This window comes from Micromonospora sp. FIMYZ51 (genome assembly GCF_038246755.1).
In the GTDB taxonomy this organism is placed as follows: domain Bacteria; phylum Actinomycetota; class Actinomycetes; order Mycobacteriales; family Micromonosporaceae; genus Micromonospora.
In genome coordinates this window covers 6625188-6649081 of record NZ_CP134706.1, presented here as the reverse complement: position 1 = coordinate 6649081, position 23894 = coordinate 6625188, and the positions used below count along the sequence as shown (strand labels likewise).

Here is a 23894-nt window from a genome sequence, read left to right as displayed (position 1 = left end):
CGGGGCGACGACGTAGGCTGGCCGTCGTGACCAGAAGTGCCACCGAGACCGACCTCGGGCGTACCCGGCGGGCGCGGCGGATCGGCCGCGTACTCACCGAGACCCACCCCGACGCGCACTGTGAGCTGAACCACTCCAGTCCGCTGGAGTTGGCCGTCGCCACCATTCTTTCGGCGCAGTGCACCGACAAGAAGGTGAACGAGGTCACGCCCAAGCTCTTCGCCCGCTATCCGACCGCAGCCGACTACGCCGGCGCGGACCGGGCCGAGCTGGAGGAGCTGATTCGGCCCACCGGCTTCTACCGCAACAAGACCAGCTCGCTGATCCAGCTCGGTCAGGCCCTCGTCGAGCGGTACGACGGTCAGGTCCCCGGTCGGCTGGTCGACCTGGTGACGCTGCCCGGGATCGGCCGCAAGACCGCAAACGTCATCCTCGGCAACGCCTTCGACGTGCCGGGCATCACCGTCGACACCCACTTTCAGCGGCTGGTGCAGCGCTGGCGGCTGACCACCGAGACCGACCCGGTCAAGATCGAGCACGCGATCGGGGCGATGTTCCCCAAACGCGACTGGACCATGCTGTCGCACCGGATCATCTTCCACGGCCGTCGGGTCTGCCACGCCCGCAAGCCCGCCTGCGGCGCGTGCACCCTGGCGAAGCTCTGCCCGTCGTACGGCACCGGGCCGACCGAGCCGGCCGCTGCGGCGAAGCTGCTCAAGGGCCCCCGGGCCCGTGACCTCGCGTCCGCCGCCGGAGTCGACCCCGAGCTGGTACCCGGGCAGGCGGTCCGGGCGGAGGCGCCGTGATCCGTCGGCTCGCCCTGCTCTCCGTGTCGCTGGTGCTGCTGGTCGCGACCGGCTGCACCGCAAAGCCCGAGCCCACCCCGCCCACCGCACCGGGCGCGGCAGCCAGCCGGCCGTCGCCGTTCGAGGAGTGCACCGCCCTCACCGACGGCCCGACCGCCCCCACCGGTGACGCCGCCCCGGTCGGTGACCTGCTGCCCGAGTTGAGCCTGCCGTGCTTCACCGGCGGTGCTCCGGTCGCCCTGCGGGACGTGGCCGGTCCCGCTGTGATCAACATCTGGGCCTCCTGGTGTCCGCCCTGCCGCGAGGAACTGCCCGCCCTCCAGCGGCTCAGCCAGCGCAGCGCGGGACAACTGCGGGTCATCGGGGTGAACACCCGGGACAGCCGCGAGGCCGCGCAGTCCATCGGCGAGGACTTCGGCGTACGGTTCCCGACGCTGTTCGACCAGGGGGAGGCGTTGCAGCGGGCGCTGCGGCGCAACGCGTTCCCGCTGACCATGTTCGTGGACGCCGACCGACGGATCCGGCACATCGACACCTCGGGCGCGCTCGACGACGCCCGACTCGCCGAACTGGTCCGGCAGCACCTCGGCATCACGGTGCCGGCATGAACGGGGTGTCGACGTGAACCGCCCTCGGGCGGCGAACGGCGGGCAACGGCAGCCGCCAGCCTGGATGACGCCGCTGCTGACCCGGCTCGGCACCGCCCGCCGCGAAGACTTCAGCCAGCTGCGTACCCCCGATGAGGGTGGCCGGGAGAGCGCCGTGCTGGTGCTGCTCGGCGAGCAGACCGACGCCGGTCCGGACGTGCTGATCCTTCAGCGGGCCGCCACGCTGCGTAATCACGCGGGCCAGCCGGCCTTCCCCGGCGGCGCCGCCGACCCGGAGGACACCGACGCCGCCGCGACCGCGCTGCGCGAGGCCAACGAGGAGGTCGACCTCGATCCGGCAAGCGTCACGCTGCTGACCGAGCTGCCGAAGCTGTGGATCCCGGTCAGTGACTTCGTGGTGACCCCCGTGCTCGCCTGGTGGCACACGCCGCATCCGGTGCACCCCCGCCAGCCGGCCGAGGTGGCGCACGTGGTTCGGCTGCCGATCGCCGAACTCGTCGACCCGGCCAACCGGATGCAGGTACGACTCACCAATGGCTGGATCGGTCCCGCGTTCTCCGTACGCGGAATGCTGGTCTGGGGTTTTACCGCCGGGGTGCTGGCAGCGTTGCTGGACATGGGCGGCTGGAGCCGGCCATGGCCGCACCGACGGGTGCTCGACCTGCCGCCGGTCGCGGCGTCGCCGGCCCCGTCGGCCGGCACTGAGGAGGCCGACGAGAGCGCGGTCCGCTGATCAAGCGGTCACCTTCCGCAAGCGGGCGTCATCCCGCGAGCAACCGGCCCGTACGCTTGACCCGTGTCGGCCGTGGATCTCGTACTGCTGTTACTCATGCTCGTCTTCGCGATCAGCGGATACCGGCAGGGGTTCGTCATCGGGGTGCTCTCCTTCTCCGGATTTTTCCTGGGCGCCCTGATCGGCCTTCAGGTCGGGCCGATGTTCGCCCAGCAGTTCGTGGACAGCGGCACCCGGGTGCTGATCTCACTTGTCGCCATCTTCGGCCTGGCCGTGGTGGGTCAGGCGCTCGCCGGCTGGCTCGGTTCCCATCTGCGCCGCACCATCGCCAGCGACGTGGGCCGGCGGATCGACGACGTCGGCGGCGCTTTCGTCTCGCTCTTCGCGGTTCTCCTGGTCGCCTGGCTGGTCGCGGTACCGCTCGGCTCCTCCTCGTTGCCCTGGCTCGCGGCGTCGGTGAAGAACAGTGCGCTGCTGCGCACGGTGGACGCCGTCATGCCCGACCAGGCCCAGCAGTTGTCCCGGGCACTGCGGAACACCGTCGACACAAACGGCTTCCCGGACGTCTTCGACGGCCTGCGGCGTACCCAGGCCCGGCAGGTCGAGCCGCCCGACCCGGCGCTCGCCGGCTCGGAGGTGGTGGCCAACGGCCGGCGTTCGGTGGTCAAGGTGCTCGGCTCCGCGCCGAGTTGCTCCCGGCGGATCGAGGGCTCCGGCTTCGTGTACGCCGACGACCGGGTGATGACGAACGCGCACGTGGTCGCCGGCACCCGGTCGGTGGCGGTGGAACTGCGTGGCGACCGCTACGAGGGTGAGGTCGTCGTCTACGACCCGGACCGGGACCTGGCCGTGCTCTACGTTCCCGGGCTACCCGGTCCGTCGATGCGGTTCGCCGCCGGCAACGCGGCAAGCGGCGCGGACGCCATCGTGCTCGGCTTCCCGCTCGACGGCCCGTACAACGCGCAGTCGGCCCGGATCCGGGACGTCGACCGGATCACCGGCCCGGACATCTACTCCTCGGGCAACGTCACCCGGGAGATCTACACGATCCGGGCGCTGGTGCGCAGCGGCAACTCGGGCGGCCCGTTGGTCTCCTCGAACGGCCTGGTGCTCGGGGTGATCTTCGCGGCGGCGGCCGACGACCCGAACACCGGCTTCGCGGTGACCGCCGCCGAGGCCCGCCCGGTGGCGCTGGAAGGGGCGCAGCGGACCCGGGGCGTGGGCACCGGCGACTGCACCTGACGCGCGCCGCTGCGAGCGCCGGACCTCAGCCCTCCGGACCGGGCCCGCTAGGCTCCCGCTGGAGGTGGTAATGGGCGGCGGTGCCGACCACCGCCGTACCGAGCAGCCAACCGGCCAGTACGTCACTCGTCCAGTGCACGCCGAGAGCGATCCGGCTGAACCCGGTGACCAGGGCGATCAGCAGTGCGCCGCCGTACCACGCCACGCGGGTCACCGGCCGGGTCGCTGCGGGCCGCCCGCCGACCCCGGACAGGAACACCAGCACGAGTACGCCTGCGGCGAGCGCCGCGTTCAACGCGTGCCCCGAGGGGAAGGCGAGCCCGGATGCCTCCGCCACCGGGTCGGGCAGCGCCGGTCGCGGGCGGCCGACGAGCAGCTTGAGCAGCGGCCCGAGCAGACCACCGACGACCATCGTCGCGGTGACCCAACCGGCCAGCCGCCGGGCACCCCGAACGGCCAGCACGATCACCAGGAACAGCGCCGCGACCCGCAACGGCATCGGCGCGAAGGCGTCGGTCCAGAAACCCATCGCCCGGGTCCAGACCGGATGGTCCTGGGCGAAGCCGTGCAACCGCTGCGCCACCGCCACGTCCAGCCGGCGCAGTGCCGGCCAGTCGCGCACCACCAGGGCGGTGAGCAGCGTGAACAGCGCGAACGGCAGCAGCCCGAAGGCGGCACGAGCCGACCAGGGCCGCGGCGACCGACGCGCCGACGCTGGTGCCGCCCCCCGCAGGTGTCCGGATCGGCCAGTACGCCCGGCACCAGCACGCTCAGTGCTCTCCACGCCGTCCGTCGTACCCCGCAGCGGGCGTCCGGCACCCCGGATCCCCGAATTCGTCAGGCCGACGGGTCAGCGGTGTGGCTGCCGGAACCGACGCACCATCAGCGCGGCACCGGTGAGCAGCGCAACTAAGATCGCCGAGCCGATCCAGAGTCGCTCGGTGCCGCCGTCGTCCGGCGCTCCGGCGGCCCGCGCCCGCCAGCGGGTCTCCTGGTGCGGCCCGGTCAGGCCGAGCTCGGCGTCCGGGTCGTTCACCCGCGACAGGCCAGGCGCCGAACCGAACCCGCTCACCCCCGGCGAGTCGTTGTCGTCGAGTGGGTTGTGGTGGATCAGCGGCACCTCGGCGGTGAGCGCCGCGATCGGGTCGACCAGGCCGTAGCCGAACCGGTCGTCACGGCCGGTGGGACCGATGTCCTTGGCGGTGGCCAGCAGCCGGTTTACCACGTCCCCGGCGGACATCTGCGGATATCGGGACCGGATCAGGGCCGCGGTCGCGGCGACCAGCGGCGCGGCGAAGCTGGTGCCCTGCACCCGCCAGTAGCCGGACGGGGGGCGGGCACCGACGAGCCCACTGGCCGGCGCGGTGAGGACGGTGGCCCGTCCGGTGATCGCGCCGCTCCACAGGTTGTTGCTGCTGCGTTCGAGACCGGAGACCGCGATCACACCCGGCTCCCGGGCCGGGTACCACACCTTCGCGTCCGGTGAGGTGGCGAGGTTGCCGGTGCAGGCGACCACCACCACGTCCCGGGCGAAGGCGTAGTCGATGGCGGCGGCCAGGGCGGGACTGTCACCGCTGCCGCCCAGCGACAGGTTGATCACCCGCGCACCGTTGTCGACCGCCCACCGTACGCCCTTGGCCACGATGAGGGCGTCGTCGTAGCGGTTCTCCTCGTCGAGGACCCGTACCGGCAGGATCCGGGCGTCCGGCGCCAGCCCGACCACGCCCTGCCGGTCGTCGTTGCGCCCGGCGATCAGGCCGGCCACCGTCGTGCCGTGGCCGACCGGGTCCGGATCGGCCGCCCCGCCGGGGGAGACCAGGTCGAGCCCGGGCAGCACCCGGCCGGCCAGGTCCGGGTGGCGACCGTCCACCCCGGAGTCGATGACGGCGACCGTCACGCCGCGCCCGGTCGACGTCCGCCAGGCGATCTCCGCACCCAGTTTGTCGAGCTGCCACTGTTCGTCACGGATCTGGTCGGCGCGTTCGGTCACGTCGCCGGGCGCGTACGCCACCGGCACGCTGAAGGCAGGCGAGGTGATCGGCACGGCGGTGGCGGGCACGACCGCGACGGCAGCCGACAGCACGGTGGCCGTCGCCGCGAGCAGCGCCCGGTGCGCGAGCCGTCGGGGCCCGGACGGGCCGCTGTGCCGCATCCTGGTCACATTCTCAGCCATTCGTCGCAGGACACATGACGATCGGAGATTACCGGTTCCGTCCCGGTTTCAGGGACGTTCCGTGGACTCCGCGTCACTGTGGCGGCAGGTAGGCCAGCTGGACCAGACGTACCCCCTCGCGTCGGGTGAGGAGTCTGCCACGTCCGGGCGGCAGTGGACCGGGCCGCACCGCGCCGAGCAGCGCGCCCTCCTCCGGACTGCCGGACATCACCAGGCCCGAGGTGGACAGTTCGCGTAGCCGCTGCACGACCGGCTCGTACTGGGCCCGGCCGGCACCGCCGGCACGGCGCACCAGCACCAGGTGCAACCCGATGTCGCGGGCCTGCGGCAGATGTTCCTCCAGCGCCCGCAGCGGGTTGGCCGGCCCGCTGGCGACCAGGTCGTAGTCGTCGACCAGGACGAACAGCTCCGGCCCGGACCACCATGACCGGTCGCGCAGCTGCGCCGGGCTGACCTCCGGACCGGGAATCCGGCCCTGCATGTAGCCGGCGGCAGACTCGACCAGTTCGGCGGTGTGCGCCGCGGCCGTGCCGTACCCGATCAGGTGCGGCGTCTCGATGACACCGAGCAGGCTGCGTCGGTAGTCCACCAGGATCACCCGAGCCTGCTCCGGGGTGAACCGGGTGACGATCGAGGTGGCCAGGGCGCGCAGGAAGGATGACTTGCCGCACTCGGCGTCGCCGTAGACCACGAAGTGCGGCTCGGTGGCGAAGTCGAGGACGACCGGGCGCAGGTCCGCCTCGGCGATCCCGATCGGAATCCGCAGCCCGGTGGTGGCGGCAAGGTCCAGGTCGGCGTACGGCAGCACCGCGGGGAGCCGCCGTACCCGTGGGGCGACCGGCCCGGACCAGGACTCTTTCACCCGCCGCACCAGGCCGGCCGGATCCGTCTCGGTGACCCGCGGCAACGCGGTGAGGAAGTGCAGGCTCTCGGCGGTGATGCCGCGCCCCGGCCGCTGCTCGGGTACGTCGACCGCCGCCCGCCGGGCGACCAGCGAGTCGGACGGGTCACCGAGGCGCAGTTCCAGCCGGGAACCGAAGAGGTCCCGGATGGCCGGGCGGAAGTCCAGCCAGCGCACCGCGCTCGCCACCACGTGCAGGCCGTACGACAGGCCACGGGTGGCGAGGTCGGTGATCAGCGGTTCGAGATCGTCGTACTCGCCACGCAGGGTGGCCCAGCCGTCGACGACGAGGAACACGTCACCGAACAGGTCGTCGCCGGGCTCACCGGCCCGGGCCGACGCGGCCCGACGGCGTCGCCAGGCGGCGATCGACTCCACTCCGGCCTCGGCGAAGGCGCGCTCCCGTTCGGCAAGCAGAGTGGCCATCTCACCCACGGTGCGGCGTACGCCGGTGGGGTCGGACCGTCCGGTGACCCCGCCGACCTGGGGCAGGTCGCGCAGCGCGGCCAGCCCGCCGCCACCGAAGTCGAGACAGTAGACCTGTACCTCGGTCGGGGTGTGGGTGAGCGCCAACGCGCAGATCAACGTGCGGAGCGCGGTGGACTTGCCGCTCTGCGTGCCGCCGACCACCGCGACATGGCCCGCCGCGCCGTCCAGCGCCAGCCAGAGCACGTCGCGGCGCTGCTCGTACGGCTTGTCGACGATGGCCACCGGTACCTGCAACGCCCCGTGCAGCTCCGGATTTCCGAAGGTCAGCCCGCGGGCCGGAGCCACCGCGAGCGGCCCGACCAACTCGTCCAGGGTGGGTGCGCCGTCCAGCGGCGGCAGCCACACCTGGTGGGCCGGTGGTCCCTGCCCGGCCAGCCGGCCGACCATCAGGTCCAGCAGGCTCTCCCGGCCGATCTCCTCGTCCGGCTCGGCGACCGGCGCGGGGGGCGGTTGCGGGACGGGCGTGAAGTGGGTGGAGAAGGTGAGCAGCCGAGGGCGGCCGGGTCCGGCCGCGCCGGCCCCCGTGCCGCGCCGACGCGCTGGCCCGGAGACGTAGGCGGTCTTGAACCGGACCAGCGGCTCGGAGCCGAAGCGCAGGTAGCCGTGCCCGGGCGAGCGGGGCAACTGATGCGCGTCCGGCACCCCGAGCACCGTGCGGGACTCCAGCGCGGAGAAGGTCCGCAACCCGATCCGGTACGACAGGTGGGTGTCCAGCCCGCGCAGCCGCCCCTCCTCCAACCGCTGCGAGGCCAGCAGCAGGTGTACGCCGAGTGACCGGCCCAGCCGGCCGATCTGCACGAACAGGTCGATGAAGTCGGGCTTGGCCGACAGCAGCTCGGAGAACTCGTCGCAGATCAGCAGCAGTGACGGCAGCGGAGCCAGCGGGCTGCCCGCCGCCCGGGCCCGCTCGTAGTCGCGCAGGCTGGCGAAGTTGCCGGCCCGGCGCAGCAGTTCCTGCCGGCGGACCAGCTCGCCGTTGATCGCGTCGACCATGCGGTCGACAAGCGGCAGCGCGTCGGCCAGGTTGGTGATCACCGCGGCCGTGTGCGGCAGCCGGTCGAACGAGGCGAACGTCGCCCCGCCCTTGAAGTCGACAAGTACGAAGTTGAGCTGCTCGGAGGAGTGGCTGGCGGCCAGCCCGAGCACGAGCGTACGCAGCAGCTCCGACTTGCCGGAGCCGGTCGCACCGATGAGCAGCCCGTGCGGTCCCATGCCGTCCTGCGCCGACTCCTTGAGATCCAGCTCGACCGCGCCACCGTCCACACCGATGCCGATGGGTACCCGCAGCCGCTCGCGCGCCGGCCGGGGAATCCAGCCCTGCTCGGTGGTGAAGTTCTCCGGGTCGCCGATGCCGAGCAGCTCCGGCAGGCCCGGCTCGGTGCCGGGTACCGCGTCCGCCCGCCGGGTGGCGGCGGCCAGGCGCAACGGCGCCAGCCGCCGGGCCACCGCCTCGGCCTCGGTGACCGCCAGCGCGTCGGCGGTGCCGACCTCGGCGGGTCCCTCCGCCGAGTGTGAACGCAGCCGGCCGCCGCGCAGTTCGAGCAGGAGCGCGAAGCGGTCGAGCAGTCGGGGTGGCGGGGTACCCAGGTCGATCAGGGTGACCGCGTCGATTCCGCCCTCCCCGGCCAGTTCGGTGGCGCCGGTCAGATCGCCGCCGTCCAGGACGACCACCAGGTGCGGCCCGTCGGTGGTGGGCCCGGCCGGGCTGAACCGGGACCGGGTGGCGAGCACCTCGTCGAGCAGGCGTTCCAGCTCCACCGCCGAACTGGTCACCAGCCGTACCGGGCCGAGAGCATCGACGCGGTTCGGATGCTGGGCGTGTGGCAACCACTTGACCCACTCCCAGGCACCGCGCCGCTCCGGCCCGGCGCAGACGGCGACAAGCAACTCGTCCGGGGCGTGGAACACCGCGAGTTGGGTGAGCATCGCCCGGACCAGCGCCTGTGCGTCCGGCGAACCGGTCGGCGCGTTCGCCGTACCTCGGACGAAGATCCGCGCGAAGCTGCGCAGCGAGACGGCCACTGGCAGGTCGGGGACCACGGAGTAGGCGTCGAGGAAGCGACGCAGCGCGCCGGCCGTCATCGGTTCCAGTTCCTCAAGCGGGCGGGTGACCGGTGGGACCAGCGGGGTGGCCAGGGTCTGCGGCCCGACCGCGACCCGGACCACCGCGAAGTCCGGGTCGGCGGGGCGTCGCTCCCAGACCCGGTGGCTGTCCACGGTCGACCAGAGCAGCGCCGGGTCGGGATGCCGGTAGAACAGGCCGGCACGCTGTCGGGTCGCGGTCTGCCGGACCTGGCGTCGCAGCGTCGTCAGGTGCCGCAGGTACTCCCGGCGGGCGGCCATCATCTCGGACTTCTTCGGGCTGCCCGAGGCGCTTCCCCAACTGGTCACCAGCATGGCCAGCGAGGAGAGGCCGAACATGCCCCCGACAACGTACGAGTAGGCGCCGCCGCCCCGGCCGAACATCATCGCCATCGCGACCGTGCCGCCGAGCATCGGCAGCACCATCAACATCTGGTGCCAGCGTCCGCCGGTGCCGACCGGGATCTCCGGCGGCGCCTCGACCGGCAGCTCACCTGCGGGAATCTGCGGTGCGGGACGCCTCGGTGGCCGTCGGATGACGACAGTGGACACTCGACCTCCTGACCGCGCTCGGTAACCCGAACCTGGCTCATCGTAGGTAAAGTCCTCTCGTTCGCGTAGCCGTCACCCCGCTCGATATGGAGATCGATCGATGACAATCGGGCTGGCTCGGGTCACGGTCAACGCCCCGCAGCGGCGGGTGGACGTCGCCCTGCCGGAGCAGGTTCCGCTCGTCGAACTGCTCCCCGAGGTGCTGCGCCACGTCGGCGTCGGGCTCGCCGACGACGGCGAGCGGCACGGCGGCTGGGTGCTGCGACGCACCGATGGCAGCGTGCTGGTGACCGCGCAGACCCTGCTCGCCCAGGGCGTCCGCGACGGCGAGGTGCTGCACCTGGTGCCGGCCCACGCCGAATGGCCCGAGTTGGAGTACGACGACGTGGTGGAGGCCATCGTCGACGGCGCGCGGCGACGCGGCGGCGCCTGGTCGCCGGAGGCCACCCGCGCCGCAGCCCTGGGCGGTGCCGCCGTCCCGCTCGCCGTCGGCCTGCTCGCCCTGCTCGCGCAGGGGCCGGGCCGGACCGCCGGCTGGCTGGCCGCGACCGCCGTGGCGGTGCTGCTGGTGCTGGCCGGCACGGTGCTGTCCCGGGCCCAGGGCGACGGTCCGGCCGGGGCGACGGTCGGTGGTTACGCCCTGCCGTACGCGGCCACCGCCGGTGCGCTCGCGGTCAGCTCGGGCGACCCGGTCGGACCGCTCGCCCCGCTGCGCTGGATCGGTGCCGCCGAGTTGCTTGCCGGTTCGGCGGCGCTGCTGCTGGTCTCGGTGCTCGGGCTGCTCGGGGTGGCGACCCGACTACGGATCTTCGTGGCCGGGGTGACGGTGGGCGCGGTCGGCGTCCCGGCCGCCCTCGGCGCCCTGTTGCTCGGTTCGGCCGGCGCGGCGGCCGTGCTGCTCTGCGTGCTGCCGTTCGCGATCGGGGCGATCCCGCTGCTGGCCATCCGGCTGGGCAAGGTGCCGCTGCCGCCGATCACCCTGCCCACCGGCGCCCCGGACGACCCGGACCGGGCCCGCGACCTGCCGGACCGGGGACGGGTGTACGCGGCGGTGGCCCGCACCGAGGAGATGCTGACCGGGATGCTCATCGCACCCGGGGTGCTGGCCGTGATCGCGGCGGTGGTGCTCGCGGTCACCGGTGGCACCGCCGGCCGGCTGCTGGTCGCGGTCTCCGCTGCGGTGCTGCTGCTGCGGGCCCGACTCTTCGCGGCGGTACGGCACCGGGTGCCTCTGGTCCTCGCCGGCTCGGCCGGGTACGCGGTCCTCGGGGCGGTGCTCGCCGCGCAGAGCGGCCCGACCGGTCGACTCGTGCTCACCGTCGGCGGGCTGCTGGTCGCCCTGGTGGTGGTGACCAGCGGCAGCACGTACGCCCGCCGACCGGTCTCGCCGTACCTCGGTCGGTTCGCCGACCTCACCGACACCGCCCTGGTGGTCTCGGTGGTGCCGATCGCCTGCGCGGTGCTCGGCCTCTACGAACGGGCCCGAGGGCTGCTCGGCTGAGCGGTCCCCGGGCCGGTCGAGACGTCAGGTCAGTGGTTGGAGCCGTCGTGTTCTGCGGCCTCCCGGGCCCGCCGGTACGACGCCTGGATCTCGGCCTCGGCCTCGGTACGCCCGACCCAGGTCGCACCCTCGACCGACTTGCCCGGCTCCAGGTCCTTGTACACCTCGAAGAAGTGCTGGATCTCCAGCCGGTCGAACTCGCCGAGGTGGTGGATGTCGCGCAGGTGCTCCTGGCGCGGGTCCTCGTAGGGGACGCAGAGGACCTTGTCGTCGCCGCCCTTCTCGTCGGTCATCCGGAACATACCGATGGTGCGGCACCGGATCAGGCAGCCCGGGAAGGTCGGCTCGGGTACCAGCACCAGGGCGTCAAGCGGGTCGCCGTCCTCACCCAACGTGCCCTCGATGAAGCCGTAGTCCGCCGGGTACTGGGTGGAGGTGAAGAGCGTGCGGTCCAGCCGGATCCGGCCGGTCACGTGGTCCACCTCGTACTTGTTGCGGTGACCCTTCGGGATCTCAACCGTGACGTCGAAATCCATCTGCACGCTCCCTCGTTCGCCCACGCTGGCTTGATGCCGAACCGGCGGCCGAGCCCCCGGACAGGCGAATGCTCACCCGCCGACACCGGCCGCCGCATAGTCTTCGGACCGAAGTAGTGTCACCCAGGCCGGTTCCAGACGGGGAGGAGGGGGTCGTGGGGAGGGATGATTCACACTACCGTCCCGGCGGTGCCGGTGCGGGCGGCACCGGCCAGCCACCGGCGAAGTCGGCAACCGGACGGGTGCCGGTGCCGGACGCGCAGGCCCTCCGGCCGCAATCCCCGGCCCAGCCAACCCCACCACCTCCCAGCCGGTCCGTCTTTCCGCCCACGGGCGCGACCTACCCGGTAGGGGCGGCTGCACCTACCGACCCGCCGGGGGAGACCCCGGCTGCGAACACGCCCACGCCTCCCGCTTCCGGGCCGAAACCACCCGCCGATGCGGACCCGCCGCCGGCCCGGTCCGCCGCGCGCCGCCGGCTGCCGCTGGTGCTCGCCGCCGTGCTGGTGCTCGTCCTGGTCACGGTCGGGCTGGTCGTGGTGCGTCCCGGGCCGGTGGGTCGGTGGCTGGGCGACGGCTCCGCCGGGACCGCCGCCACTGAGCCGCCGGAGCCCACGCCGGTCGCGGTGCTGGCCACCGCCGACATCGGTGCGCCGATGCCCAGCACGGACGGGCTGCGAGCCGTGCTCGAACCGCTGGTCGGCGACGCCGCCCTCGGCGATCGGGTGCACCTGGCGGTGGCCGACGCGCTGACCGGGCAACCCCTCTTCGACCGGGGCGGCGGCGAGGGCACCGTGCCGGCCTCGGTGACCAAGTTGGTGACCGCGGTGACCGCGCTCACCGCCCGTGGCCCCGGCTACCGGATCCCGACCCGGGCGGTGGCCGGCTCGAAGCCGGGCGAGGTGGTCATCGTCGGCGGCGGCGACCCGACCCTGACCGCCGGCACCAAGGGCTTCTACCCGGGGGCCGCCAGCCTGCAAGACCTCGCCGAGCAGGTGCGTACGGCGCTGGGCGGCACCGCACCGACCCGGGTGCTCGTCGATGCGTCGCTCTACCCGGGCCCGGTGCACGGGCCGGGCTGGGACGACGACATTCCCACCGGCGGGTACGGCGCCGCGATCACCGCACTGATGCTCGACGGCGCACGCAAGGACCCCAAGGCCGACCAGGGTTGGGCCGAGCGGGTATCCGAGCCGGAACTCGCTGCCGGCCGGGCCTTCGCCCGCCTGCTCGGCGTGCCGGAGAACGCCGTGCGGCGGGGGACCGCTCCGGCGGCACCCACCGAGGCGGCCGGGTCGCCGGCCGGGTCGCCGGCGGGGAGCGTCGAGCCCGGCGCGGAACTGGGTGTGGTGCAGTCCCCACCGCTGATCCGGCTGGTCGACATCATGATCAGCGAAAGCGACAACATCGTCGCCGAGGCCCTGGCCCGTCAGGTCGCCCTGGCCCGGGACCGGCCCGCCTCGTTCGCCGGCGGGGCTGCGGCAATGACCGACGTGCTCTCCGAGCTGGGCCTGTCCACCGACGGCACCAGGCTCGCCGACGGCAGCGGCCTGTCCCGTACGAACCTGGTCAGTCCGACGCTGTTTACCGAGTTGCTGGCGCTGGCGGCCAGCCCGGACCGGCCCGAACTCGGTGGTGTGTTCAGCGGGCTCCCGGTCGGCGGCTGGTCCGGCACGCTGCGCGACCGCTACGGCGGCTCGACCCCGGGCACCGCCGACGGCGCCGGGGTGGTGCGCGCCAAGACGGGCACGTTGACCAGGGTGCACGCCATCGCCGGGGTGGTCACCACGAGCGAGGGTCGACTGCTCACCTTCGCCGTGCTCACCGATCAGGTTCCGCCGGACGGAATGGAGCCCGCCCGGGCGGCGCTCGACCGGATCGCGGCGGCCCTGGCCACCTGCGGCTGCCACTGAGCCAGCGGCGAAAGACGCCCTACCGGCCCCGACAAGTCACCGGGCCGGCCGGCGAGCCCGGATGGGGTGTCGCGGCGCGGGTACCGTGGGTCGCATGGCGCAGTTCGTGGACTGGGATCTGGCCGTCGCAACCGCGGGGGCACTTGGTAAGTCGGGCCCCCGGGTGTCGTACTCGGAGGCCACCGACGTGGTCGCTGAGCTGCGCCGGCTGACCGACGAGGCAGCCGGGCACGTGGCCGAGTACACCGGGTTGACCGCACAGGTGACGCACCCGCCGGTGCGGGTGGTCGACCGGCGGGACTGGGCGGCGACAAACATTGCCGGCCTCCGTGAGGTGATCACTCCACTGGTCGGCCGGCTCACCAGCGACAAGCAGCCCGGCGCGTTGGCCGAGGCGGTCGGCTCCCGGGTGACCGGGGTACAGGCGGGCACCGTGCTGGCGTACCTGTCCGGACGGGTGCTCGGCCAGTACGAGGTCTTCTCCGCCGACCCGGGGCAGTTGCTGCTCGTCGCGCCGAACATCGTCGAGGTGGAGCGCAAGCTGGGCGCCGATCCGCGTGATTTCCGACTCTGGGTCTGCCTGCACGAGGTGACCCACCGGACGCAGTTCACCGCCGTGCCGTGGATGCGGGCGTACTTCCTGGGTGAGGTGCAGGCGTTCGTGGACGCCGCGCAGGGCAGCGAACATCTGCTGGACCGGCTGCGCCGGGGTGTGGGCACCCTCGCCGACGTGGTGCGCAACCCGCAGAGCCGGTCCAGCGTCCTGGACATCGTGCAGACGCCCGGTCAGCGGGCGGTGCTCGACCGGCTGACCGCGCTGATGACGCTGCTTGAGGGGCACGCCGAGTTCGTGATGGACGGCGTCGGCCCGCAGGTGATCCCGAGCGTGGAGCGGATCCGGGCCGGGTTCAACCGACGCCGGGAGGCCGGCAACCCGGTGGAGAAGGCGGTCCGGCGGTTGATCGGCATCGACGTCAAGATGCGGCAGTACGCGGAGGGCCGCAAGTTCGTGCACGCGGTGGTCGACCGGGTCGGTATGGCCGGTTTCAACCGGGTCTTCGAATCGCCGTTGACCCTGCCCCGGCTCTCCGAGTTGAGCGAGCCGGACGCCTGGGTGGCGCGGGTACACGGGCCGGTCGGCCCGGTGCCGGCCGGCGGCTGAGCACGGCGATGGCCCCGCTCGCCCCGCCGGTCGCCGCGATCCGGCTCGTGGTCCGTCGGGCGCTGGCCGAGCTGCCGGCGTACGGGCCGGTGCTGGTCGCCTGCTCCGGCGGGGCCGACTCGCTCGCCCTGGCTGCGGCCACCGCGTTCGTGGCGCCCCGGGCGGGTCGGGCCGCTGGACTGGTCACCGTCGACCACGGGCTGCAAGCCGGGTCGGCCGAGCGGGCCGAGACGGTGGCGCGGTGGGCGGAACAGGCTGGTCTCGCGCCAGTGGAGGTGGTCCGGGTCGACGTCGCCGGTCGGCCGGGCGGCCCCGAGGCGGCGGCCCGCGCGGCTCGCTACCAGGCGCTTGTCGAGGTGGCCGGACGACACGGCGCGACGGCGCTGCTCACCGGGCACACCCGGGACGACCAGGCCGAGACCGTACTGCTCGCGTTGGCCCGGGGTGCCGGCCCGCGCGGCCTGGCCGGCATGCCGGCCAGCCGGGAGTTGGGCGGGGTGCGGCTGATCCGACCGCTGCTGGACATCGACCGCGCGCAGACCCGGGCGGCGTGCCGGGCGCTCGGGCTGACGCCGTGGGAGGACCCGCACAACCGCGACCCCGCGTACGCCCGGTCCCGGGTCCGGGCCGACGTGCTGCCCGCGCTGGTCCGGGCGCTCGGACCGGCTGTGCTGGACAACCTCGCCCGCACCGCCCGGCTGGTCGCGGCGGACAACCGCGTACTTGACGACCTGGCCGTGGCGGCGTTGGCCGAGGCCCGGCATGCCGAGGGTGGGCTGGCCGTGAAGGTCCTCGCCGACCTGGCTCCCGCGATCCGCGCCCGGGTGCTGCGGGCCTGGGCCCACGAGTTGGGCGCCGCGCCGGCCGCGCTCTCCCATCGGCACGTCACCGCGCTCGACGCGCTGGTCACCGCCTGGCGCGGTCAGGGGGCGGCGTACCTGCCCGGCGGGCTACGGGTGCTCCGCAACGCCGGTCGGCTGCTGGTGGCGGCGCCGGATCAACCGGTCGGGACGCGGTCGCGAAACGTCCGGCGATAGGCGTGGGGGGTGGCGCCGACCCGGCGGGCGAAGTGGTGCCGTAGGACGGCGGCATCGCCGAAACCCGCACGGTCGGCCACCGCGTCCACGGTCAACCCGGTCTCCTCGAGCAGCCGGCGGGCCAGCAGCACCCGCTGGTTTGTCAGCCAGTCGTGCGGGGTGGTGCCGGTCTCCGCGCGGAAGCGACGGGCGAAGGTGCGCGGCGCCATGCCGGCCCGCTTGGCCAACTCGTCGACCGTGATCTGCTGCTCCAGCCGTCCCATCAGCCACTCCAGGACCGGCTCCAGGGTGGGCGCCTCCGGTGCCTTGGCCATCGGTGCCTCGACGTACTGGGACTGCCCGCCGTCGCGGTGCGGCGGCACCACCATCCGCCGGGCCAGCCGGATGGCGGTGGCCGAGCCGTGCTCCTGGCGTACCAGGTGCAGGCAGGCGTCGATGCCGGCCGCGGTGCCCGCGCTGGTGAGCAGCCGACCGTCCTGCACGTAGAGCGAGTTGCCGCGGACCCTGGCCTTCGGGTGCCGGCGTTGCAGCTCGTCGACGTGCCGCCAGTGGGTGGTGCACTCCCGGCCGTCCAGCAACCCCGCCTCGCCCAGCAGGTACGCGCCCGCGCACACGCTGAACAGATAGGCCCCCCGGTCGGCGGCCCGACGCAGCGCGTCGTGCACCTGCGGCGACGCGGTGGTGGCGGGATCGTGCGCGGGAACGGCCACCAGATCGGCCTCGTCGAGCGGTCCGAGGTCGGCGCTCGGCACCAGTTGGAAACCGGCGGAGGTACGCACCGGGGCGCGCTGCGGGCTGCACACGTCGAAGCGATAACCGGGCAGCCCGTCGGCCGTGCGGTCGGTGCCGAACACCTCGGCGAGCACGCCCAACTCGAACGGGGCGACTCCGTCCAGGACGAGCACGGCGACCGAGTGGACCATGTGATCAGGGTAACCGTGGCGGTGGCAGGAATTCCACCATGGATGGCATCTCTGCCACTTTTCGGCTCAATCCGGGCCGGGGTCCTCCGAAAAGGGGCGGCCCCGCCGACGGGTCACCCGGGGCGTACGGCAGGCTAGGGGACATGGCTGACGGCTCCTGGTACGACGCCGACATCGACCACGTGATCATTTCCGAGGCGCAGATTCGCGAGAAGATCGCGGAGCTGGCCAAGCAGGTCTCCGCGGACTACGCGCACGTCACCGACGGGCTGCTGCTCGTCTGCGTGCTCAAGGGGGCGGTCATGTTCATGGCCGACTTCGCCCGGGCGCTCGGTCGGCAGGGGCCGCCCGCCGAGTTGGACTTCATGGCGATCTCCTCGTACGGGCAGGGCACCACCTCCTCCGGCGTGGTACGCATCCTCAAGGACCTCGACCGGGACATCGCCGGTCGGCACGTGGTGGTCGTGGAGGACATCGTCGACTCCGGGCTGACCCTCTCCTGGCTGCTCCGTTATCTGGAGTCCCGGTCGGCGGCGAGTGTCGAAGTGGTCGCCCTGTTCCGCAAGCCGGACGCGGTGAAGGTGCACGTGCCGGTCAAGTACGTCGGCTTCGACATCCCGACCGAGTTCGTCGTCGGCTACGGCCTCGACTTCGGCGAGCGCTACCGCGAGCTGCCCTACGTCGGCGTGCTCAAGCCGGAGGTCTACGCCCGCTCCTGACCTGGCCGGTGGCCGACCAACCGGCCCGGCCGGCGTTCAGCCAGCTCTCAGCTGGCGGGGCTACCGTGTACCCCGGTGGTGGGGAGGTTCGCTTCCGGCCACGCCGGTCGAATCCCGGTTCGCCGTACGCGTAACTGCTGGGCTCGCCAGCTCACATCCGTTCCATACGGTGTACCGTCGAATGACCGTGGTGCGGCAGCTTCGCGCCTCGGGGTCAGGGCCGGCCCGCACGGCGGCTCCGGCAGCCGCCCCGGCGGCGACACCCAACAGTCGGTCAGGACGTCGATCAGGAGGATGCGGGCGTCTCGGCGCTCGACAACAGCATGGAACGTACGCGTTTCTTCCGCCGACCGGTGTTCTGGGTCATCCTGGTCATCCTCGGCGCAGTCGTGCTCAGCCAGTTGTTCACCAGTGGCCCCAGTTACCACCGGGTGGACACGTCAGTCGCGCTCGACCAGCTCAACAAGGGCGGCATCGAGAAGGTCGTCTTCCAGGACAAGGAACAGACGATCCAGCTCGAACTCGCCGAGGAGGCCGAGTTCGACAAGACCACCACCAAGCTGATCGAGGCCCAGTTCCCGTACGAGGTCGGCAACGAGGTCTGGAACCAGGTCCTCGACGCCAAGGCGAACAACCGGGTGACCGGGCCGGCCGACACCGAGGTGTCGTCCGACAGCATCTGGGTCAGCCTGCTGGTCAACCTGCTCCCCATCGTCCTGCTCGTGCTGCTGCTGCTGTTCTTCATGTCGCAGATGCAGGGTGGCGGCTCCCGGGTGCTCAACTTCGGCAAGTCCAAGGCGAAGATGATCACCAAGGACACCCCGAAGACCACCTTCGCGGACGTCGCCGGCTCCGAGGAGGCGGTCGAGGAGCTGCACGAGATCAAGGACTTCCTGCAGAACCCGGCGAAGTACCAGGCGCTCGGCGCCAAGATCCCGAAGGGCGTGCTGCTCTTCGGCCCGCCCGGCACCGGTAAGACCCTGCTCGCCCGGGCGGTCGCCGGTGAGGCCGGAGTGCCGTTCTACTCGATCTCCGGCTCGGACTTCGTGGAGATGTTCGTCGGTGTCGGTGCCAGCCGGGTCCGTGACCTGTTCGAGCAGGCCAAGGCGAACGCGCCGGCCATCGTCTTCGTCGACGAGATCGACGCCGTCGGCCGCCACCGCGGCGCCGGCATGGGCGGCGGCCACGACGAGCGCGAGCAGACCCTCAACCAGCTGCTCGTCGAGATGGACGGCTTCGACGTCAAGGGTGGCGTCATCCTGATCGCCGCCACCAACCGGCCCGACATCCTCGACCCGGCGCTGCTGCGGCCGGGCCGCTTCGACCGGCAGATCCCGGTCGACGCCCCCGACATGGAGGGCCGCAAGGCCATCCTCCGGGTGCACGCCAAGGGCAAGCCCTTCACCCCCGACGTCGACCTCGACTCGGTGGCGAAGCGGACGCCGGGCTTCAGCGGCGCCGACCTGGCCAACGTGATCAACGAGGCGGCCCTGCTGACCGCCCGTAAAGATCAGCGGGCCATCAGCAACGACTCGCTTGAGGAGTCGATCGACCGGGTGATCGCTGGCCCGCAGCGCCGGACCCGGGTGATGAGCGACCAGGAGAAGAAGATCACCGCGTACCACGAGGGTGGACACGCGCTTGTCGCCTGGGCGCTGCCGCACGCCGCGCCGGTGCACAAGGTGACGATCCTGTCGCGGGGACGTTCGCTGGGCCACACCCTGGTGCTGCCCACCGAGGACAAGTACACCCAGACCCGCGCGGAGATGGTGGACACCCTGGCGTACGCGCTTGGTGGCCGGGCCGCCGAGGAACTCGTCTTCCACGAGCCGACCACCGGTGCCGGCAACGACATCGAGAAGGCCACCGCGCTGGCCCGTGCGATGATCACGCAGTACGGGATGAGCTCCAAGCTCGGCGCGATCAAGTACGGCACCAGCGGTGACGAGCCGTTCCTCGGCCGCAACATGGGTCACGAGCGGGACTACTCCGACGCCGTCGCCGCCGAGATCGACAGCGAGATGCGTGCGCTGATCGAGCTGGCCCACGACGAGGCATGGGAGATCCTGGTCGAGTACCGGGACGTCCTGGACAACATCGTGCTCGAGCTGATGGAGAAGGAGACCCTCTCCACCGCCGACATGGCCCGGATCTGCGCCCGCGTGGTGAAGCGCCCGCCGATGGCCCCGTACAACGGCTTCGGTAAGCGCCAGCCCTCCACCGAGCCGCCGGTGCTCACCCCGGCCGAAAAAGAGGCACTCAAGGTGCAGGCCGAGGCGGACGGCGCCGAGGCCACCGTCGGCGGGGCGAGCTCGAACAACTCGGACGGCCCACACTGAGCACCGACCACCCGGCGGCCAGTCCCCCGCAGCGGGGGCTGGCCGCCGCCTCAGCCACCGAGCCCGACGACGGCCTCGACTACATCGCCGCCCGGCTGATCAACGGTCGGCTTACCGGCCGACCGGTCGAGGAGACCATGGACCTCGGCCGGATCGAGAAGGCGGTCCGCGAGATCCTGATCGCCGTCGGGGAGGACCCGGACCGCGACGGTCTCCAGCAGACCCCGGCCCGGGTGGCCCGGGCGTACGCCGAACTCTTCGCCGGCCTGCGGGTCGACCCGGGTACCGTGCTCACCACCACCTTCGAGGCAAACCACGAGGAACTCGTACTCGTCCGGGACATCGACGTGATGAGCCTCTGCGAGCACCATCTCCTCCCGTTCCGGGGCAGCGCCCACATCGGCTACATCCCCGGCCCCGACGGCCGGATCACCGGCCTGTCCAAGCTGGCCCGGCTGGTCGAGGTCTTCGCCCGACGCCCGCAGGTACAGGAGCGACTCACCGCTCAGGTCGCCGACCTGCTGATGGAGCGGCTGTCGCCGCGCGGCGTGGTGGTCGTCCTGGAGTGCGAACACATGTGCATGGCCATGCGCGGCATCCAGAAGTCGGGCGCCAAGACGATCACCTCGGCGGTCCGGGGCACCCTCCAGCAGGACGCCAAATCCCGCGCCGAGGCGATGGCTCTGATCATCCCCCGGTAGGCCCGTCAGCGGTGCGCGGCTGACCCGCGCTCACGGAGCGAGCAGGGCCAGCACGATCCCGGCGGTGGCCACAAGCGCCGGGATCAGGCACACCAGCGCGCCGAACCGCGGCGTCCGGTCCACCCGATCCTCGGGCGGGGCCGGAAACAGCCGCCCGACCGCGAGCCAACCCGCGCCGAACGCGACCGCAGGTGCCGGCAGCCCCACCACCAGCGCCAGGACCATGACCGGGCTGGTGCCGGCGAACGCGTACACCAGCAGCAAAAGCAGCGGGACGATCAGCCCCAACGGCCCGTACACCAGCAGGTTGCGCGCCCGCGGCGACCAGTGGGCCACCCGGGGCAGACCGCGTGCGGCGAGGCCGTCGTCGACCCCCTGCGCCCACCGCCGCGCATCGCCAAGCGCCGCCAGCGCCGCCGACGGGCCACCCGACATCGACCTGGTCGCCTCGGTCAGCTCCGGCGGCGTCGGTGCCAGCGTGATCGGCGGTACGCCCAACTCCCGCAGCCGCGTCTCCTGGGCCGCCAACCGGGTGCGTACCGTCGCCAACTCCTCCCGAGCCGCCTGGACCGTACGGGCCTGCTCGCTGGCGGCGGTCGCCGCGTCCCGGCGGATTCCGTCGAGCTGACGTGCGGCCGTCAGGTACTCGGACCACGCGGCCGCCACCGGATTCTCGGCCGGCACCGGTGGCCCCTCGCCGGTCCGCTGCCGGCCCGGCTCGATGCTCAACGTTCGCGGCTGGCCTCGCGTCACGCCGATTCTCCGTCCTCGCCGGCCGCTACGCGGTACGGCACCAGCACGACGCCGCGCTCCTCCGGACCGTCCCAGAGCACCACCCGGTCGGGGCGCGGCCGCCACTCCACCGTCCGGCCGAAGACCGGGGTGAGCTGGGCACCAGGTACGCCCGCCACCGCCACAGCGGTCAGCTTGTCGACGGTCTCCTCCGGCCCCACCAGAGCAGCGAACGACGGCACGGTACGCCACCAGCCGAGCAGGTGCTGCCCGGCCGGCGGCCCGTCGCGCAACAGCGTCCGCAGCCGCGACGGCGGCAACTGCTCCGGCGACGCCACGTCCAGCCCGAACACCACCAGGTAGGCCGGCTCACCGTAGTCCAGCGCGGCGAACATCGCGGCCAAGTCGACCTTCTGCACCGGATGCCGCTCGGCCAGCTCCGTCACCAGGTCGTCAGCGAGCGACCCCGCCTCGGCATCGGGCGCGGCGACCATGAACCGCGCCGTGCCCGGCGGGTGGTGCGCCGCCGTGCTCCGGGCGGCCATCGCCAACAGCCGGGCCCCCTCCGGTCGCGGACCGAGGACGGCGAGGTTTCGCCCGGCGGCCGGCCCGAGCGGCACGGCCGCCGTGCTCCGCGCGACGTTCACGGCCCGGCCGAGCAGCGCGGCCGGGGCCAACGACTGTCCGGCCAAGGCCGCGCGATACCCCGGATCGTTGCCCAGCAGCGGACGGGCATAGCCGGCGAAGACCACCGGCGGCTTGCACTCCTCCGGCCGGGCGGCCCAGAGCCGGTGCCGCAGCCGCTCGACGGTCTCCGGCGCCTCCTGCGGATCGGGAAACCGGACCATCCGCTCATGTCCCCGGATCGCACCCCGGGGACCCCCGAGCCCGCCCGCGGTGTTCACCACCGCGCTGCCCACCGGCAGACCGGCGGCGGCGTCGTTGGTCGGCTCCAACACCGCCCCGCCACCCGGCAGCGCGACCCGTACCGGGAACTGGCCGAGCAGCGAGTCCCGGTGCCCGCCGTCGGCGCGGACACCCAGACCCAGGTCACCATCGCCAGCCAGCACAAGATGCACGCCGTACGCCCGGCCGGCACGGGCCAGTGCGTCCAGCCGGGCGGCGGCGTCAGCGGCGAGCCGATCCCGGTCGGCGAAGAGCAGCGGCAGGTTGTCCACCACGCAGACGATCCGGGGCAGCGGGCGGTGCGCACGCAGCTCCGCGAAGCGTTGCCCCCCGGCACGGACGGACGCCTCCGTGCGCCGGCGGACCTCGGTCACCAGCTGATCGAACAGGTCGAGCACGTACTCCCGGTCGGCGGCCATCGCCGCCGCCCGGACCTGCGGGATCCAGGACCGGTCCCGCTCGGTCTGAAGAAACTCCGCGAAGGACTCACCCGCGCCGAGATCAACCAGGTACAGCGACAGTTCGTCCGGGCCGTACCGGGCGGCGAGACCGAGCAACGCCGTGGTCAGAAAGGTGGCGCGGCAGGCCGGCGACCGGCCGTTCACCAGCCAGTGCGGGGTCAGCTCGGTGAAGCCCAGCGACACCGGCCGGCCACCGGCGTCGCCGACCGTGGTGCTCAGGCCGTCGCCGGCGTCCGCCTGCCACAGCTCCTCCCCGACCGGCGGCAGCAGGTCGGCCAGGGACAAGCGGCTGCCGGCCTCGACCTGCGCCGCGATTCGCCGACAGACAACATCGACCAGTTCAGCCGGTGGATCCGGCTCGGGAAACACCGGCGAGTTCAACCCGCCACCGGTGCCCGGGGTGGTGAAGGGAGCGCCAGGCGGATCGCCAAGCAGGGCGTACGCCGTACGCATCGCCACCGTCGTGGTCCTGGGCAGCGGAGCCCGGCCGGCCGGCGGCCAGCCCGCGACGACCAGATGCAGCCCGGCGGCTGGTCCCTGCTCGGCGAGCGTCTCGATCCGTGCCAGGTCGGCCGGCTCGGTCCCGTCCGGCAACGCGGCGACGACAAGCAGCAACAACCGGTCCCGCCGGCGGGGACCCAGCGAAGCCGCCGCCACCCACCGCTCCGCCTCGGTCAGCACGGTCCGCAGTCCACTCAGATCGGTGGCCGGCGGGGACAGCACCCCGGTGTCGCCGAGCGCCGCGAACGGCGTCAGGGCCGCGCCGGTCGCGTCCACCACCCGGGCCAACAGCGCTCCGGCCGGGGTCGCCGCCAGCAGCCGCAGCAGCACCCCCCGGAGCAGTCCGACCACCCGTGGATCGTGCGCGTCGGTGTCCACCGTCAGGTGGCCGGTGCCGAACAGCGGCACCAGGGCAGGGAACCGGGCCTCGTCCAGCGGCGCGGCGGTGCCGACCCGGACGAAGGGCGGCGGACCTTCCCCCGCGGGGGCCGTAGGCTCGACTGCCTCCAGGGCGGTGCCGGCCCAGCCGGGCGCGAGGACGGTGGCCGCGGCAGCTAGCCGCTCGGCCAGCGCGTACTGGCGACGCTGGTCGGCCGGTGCGGGGCGGATGTCGTCGAGAACCGCGGCGGCTGCCGTCACCGTCGCGGCGGCCCGGCGGTGCAGCGCGGCGGCACGCAGCGTCCGTGCCTTCGGACCGCCCACCGCGTCCACCTCCTCCGCCCGAGGTCGGCACCCACTCGCCGGGCAGAGACGACGGTATCCCAGCGGAGGCCCGACCCCCGGGACGCCCGGCGGCGATGCGTCGATGTTGTCGTGGATCTCACCGATCGGCGGGGATCGGTCACGATCTGCCAAATCTGGGGCATTGGGTCCATGG

The 23894-nt window shown here is 72.9% G+C and carries 18 protein-coding genes; 11 read left to right on the top strand and 7 right to left on the bottom strand.

The window, feature by feature from the left end:
* The first annotated feature begins 26 nt into the window (after positions 1-26).
* From nth to QQG74_RS29905, 4 genes are all read left to right on the top strand, one after another.
* Entirely contained in the window at positions 27-806 is a 780-nt protein-coding gene (gene nth, locus QQG74_RS29920; protein ID WP_341717974.1) for an endonuclease III, read from the top strand.
* Positions 803-1414 (top strand): TlpA disulfide reductase family protein, encoded by a 612-nt coding sequence (locus QQG74_RS29915; RefSeq protein ID WP_341717973.1) that lies wholly within the window; start codon positions 803-805, stop codon positions 1412-1414. The genes nth and QQG74_RS29915 overlap by 4 nt, the downstream gene beginning before the upstream one ends.
* Before the next feature lie 64 nt (positions 1415-1478).
* Positions 1479-2147 carry a CoA pyrophosphatase gene (locus QQG74_RS29910; RefSeq protein ID WP_341721443.1) on the top strand — a complete coding sequence of 223 codons (669 nt, stop codon included), beginning with the start codon at positions 1479-1481 and terminating at the stop codon, positions 2145-2147.
* A gap of 63 nt (positions 2148-2210) precedes the next feature.
* A complete protein-coding gene (locus QQG74_RS29905; protein ID WP_341717972.1) occupies positions 2211-3389 on the top strand; it encodes a MarP family serine protease in 1179 nt (392 codons plus the stop codon).
* A 25-nt stretch (positions 3390-3414) separates the two neighbouring features.
* Here the strand turns inward: QQG74_RS29905 and QQG74_RS29900 are convergent, their stop codons facing one another.
* The 3 genes from QQG74_RS29900 to eccCa form a co-directional block, all read right to left on the bottom strand.
* Positions 3415-4053, bottom strand: a complete 639-nt coding sequence (locus tag QQG74_RS29900; protein ID WP_341721442.1) for a phosphatase PAP2 family protein — start codon at positions 4051-4053, stop codon at positions 3415-3417.
* A 186-nt stretch (positions 4054-4239) separates the two neighbouring features.
* A complete protein-coding gene (gene mycP / locus QQG74_RS29895; protein WP_341717971.1) occupies positions 4240-5562 on the bottom strand; it encodes a type VII secretion-associated serine protease mycosin in 1323 nt (440 codons plus the stop codon).
* Positions 5563-5635: 73 nt separating this feature from the next.
* Positions 5636-9586, bottom strand: coding sequence for a type VII secretion protein EccCa (gene eccCa / locus QQG74_RS29890; protein WP_341717970.1), 3951 nt, complete (start codon positions 9584-9586; stop codon positions 5636-5638).
* 100 nt (positions 9587-9686) lie between these two features.
* Between eccCa and eccD the strand changes: the two genes are divergently transcribed.
* Positions 9687-11087: a type VII secretion integral membrane protein EccD gene (gene eccD / locus QQG74_RS29885; RefSeq protein ID WP_341717969.1), complete on the top strand. Its 1401-nt coding sequence runs from the start codon at positions 9687-9689 to the stop codon at positions 11085-11087.
* Between the two features lie 29 nt (positions 11088-11116).
* Here the strand turns inward: eccD and QQG74_RS29880 are convergent, their stop codons facing one another.
* Complete coding sequence (locus QQG74_RS29880; protein WP_341717968.1) at positions 11117-11623, bottom strand: inorganic diphosphatase; 507 nt, start codon at positions 11621-11623, stop codon at positions 11117-11119.
* A 479-nt stretch (positions 11624-12102) separates the two neighbouring features.
* Here QQG74_RS29880 and dacB point away from each other — a divergent pair, with 479 nt between their 5' ends.
* From dacB to tilS, 3 genes are all read left to right on the top strand, one after another.
* Positions 12103-13536, top strand: coding sequence for a D-alanyl-D-alanine carboxypeptidase/D-alanyl-D-alanine-endopeptidase (gene dacB / locus QQG74_RS29875; protein WP_341721441.1), 1434 nt, complete (start codon positions 12103-12105; stop codon positions 13534-13536).
* A 94-nt stretch (positions 13537-13630) separates the two neighbouring features.
* Positions 13631-14698: a zinc-dependent metalloprotease gene (locus QQG74_RS29870; RefSeq protein WP_341717967.1), complete on the top strand. Its 1068-nt coding sequence runs from the start codon at positions 13631-13633 to the stop codon at positions 14696-14698.
* Positions 14699-14706: 8 nt separating this feature from the next.
* Entirely contained in the window at positions 14707-15735 is a 1029-nt protein-coding gene (tilS, locus tag QQG74_RS29865; RefSeq protein WP_341717966.1) for a tRNA lysidine(34) synthetase TilS, read from the top strand.
* On the opposite strand, the gene QQG74_RS29860 is transcribed toward tilS, so the two are convergent.
* A complete protein-coding gene (locus QQG74_RS29860; RefSeq protein ID WP_341717965.1) occupies positions 15696-16658 on the bottom strand; it encodes a helix-turn-helix domain-containing protein in 963 nt (320 codons plus the stop codon). The genes tilS and QQG74_RS29860 overlap by 40 nt on opposite strands.
* A 143-nt stretch (positions 16659-16801) precedes the next feature.
* On the opposite strand from QQG74_RS29860, the gene hpt reads away from it, so the two are divergent.
* The 3 genes from hpt (at position 16802) to folE (ending at position 20417) form a co-directional block, all read left to right on the top strand.
* On the top strand, positions 16802-17377 hold the full coding sequence (gene hpt / locus QQG74_RS29855; protein WP_341717964.1) for a hypoxanthine phosphoribosyltransferase: 576 nt from the start codon (positions 16802-16804) through the stop codon (positions 17375-17377).
* A 323-nt stretch (positions 17378-17700) separates the two neighbouring features.
* Positions 17701-19716, top strand: a complete 2016-nt coding sequence (gene ftsH, locus QQG74_RS29850) for an ATP-dependent zinc metalloprotease FtsH (RefSeq protein WP_341717963.1) — start codon at positions 17701-17703, stop codon at positions 19714-19716.
* 83 nt (positions 19717-19799) lie between these two features.
* Positions 19800-20417, top strand: coding sequence for a GTP cyclohydrolase I FolE (gene folE, locus QQG74_RS29845; protein ID WP_341721440.1), 618 nt, complete (start codon positions 19800-19802; stop codon positions 20415-20417).
* Positions 20418-20447: 30 nt separating this feature from the next.
* Here the strand turns inward: folE and QQG74_RS29840 are convergent, their stop codons facing one another.
* Both QQG74_RS29840 and QQG74_RS29835 read right to left on the bottom strand, forming a co-directional pair.
* Positions 20448-21170: a hypothetical protein gene (locus tag QQG74_RS29840; protein WP_341717962.1), complete on the bottom strand. Its 723-nt coding sequence runs from the start codon at positions 21168-21170 to the stop codon at positions 20448-20450.
* Complete coding sequence (locus QQG74_RS29835; RefSeq protein ID WP_341717961.1) at positions 21167-23728, bottom strand: FtsK/SpoIIIE domain-containing protein; 2562 nt, start codon at positions 23726-23728, stop codon at positions 21167-21169. The genes QQG74_RS29840 and QQG74_RS29835 overlap by 4 nt, the downstream gene beginning before the upstream one ends.
* Positions 23729-23894 lie beyond the last annotated feature (166 nt).